The sequence below is a fragment of the Kocuria sp. ZOR0020 genome, from assembly GCF_000800955.1.
In the GTDB taxonomy this organism is placed as follows: Bacteria; Actinomycetota; Actinomycetes; order Actinomycetales; family Micrococcaceae; genus Kocuria; species Kocuria subflava.
The window spans coordinates 1-474 of the sequence record NZ_JROX01000357.1 but is presented as its reverse complement, the minus strand read 5'-3'; the positions used below and the strand labels follow the sequence as shown (position 1 = coordinate 474).

The following is a 474-nucleotide window of genomic DNA, read 5'->3' as shown; positions in this document are numbered from 1 at the left end:
TGGCGGCGAACGGGCCGTCGACCAGATCCCCGGCGGCGCGAGCCGCGTCGATGTCGTCGAAGACCGGGATCAGCGAACCCAGAACCTCGCCGACCACGTGGTCACGCAACTGCGCGCGCTCACGGTCCGTGCGGTTCTTGTAGTTCATGAACTCGGCCTGCAACCGGCGGAGGTCTTCGAGGCGGTCCTCGGCCAGGCGAGCGAACTCGTTGTCCTCTGCCGAGGTGGCATCCCCCGCGACCGCCGGATCGTGGTCGCCGGCCGCGCCTTCCGCCTGGTCGGCCGTGCGGGCTTCGTCGGTCTGCTCGGCGTTCAGGATCTCCTCCGCCGTCAGCGGGGTCTCCTGCTCACCACCCCGGGGCTCAGGGTTCTGGGGCTCTTCGGGTGAAGTGCTCATGTCTCTACCTTCCGTGTGGGAACGAGATGACGGACAAGAAGGACCGGTCCCTGTCGGTGCCGCACGCGGCCATGTGT

At 68.4% G+C, this 474-nt stretch carries 1 protein-coding gene; it reads right to left on the bottom strand.

The genetic code is table 11. The features are described 5' to 3' along the window. Positions 1–397 (bottom strand): nucleotide exchange factor GrpE (grpE, locus tag L979_RS13750; RefSeq protein WP_081994560.1); only part of this gene is annotated, 397 nt, incomplete at its 3' end. Positions 398–474 lie beyond the last annotated feature (77 nt).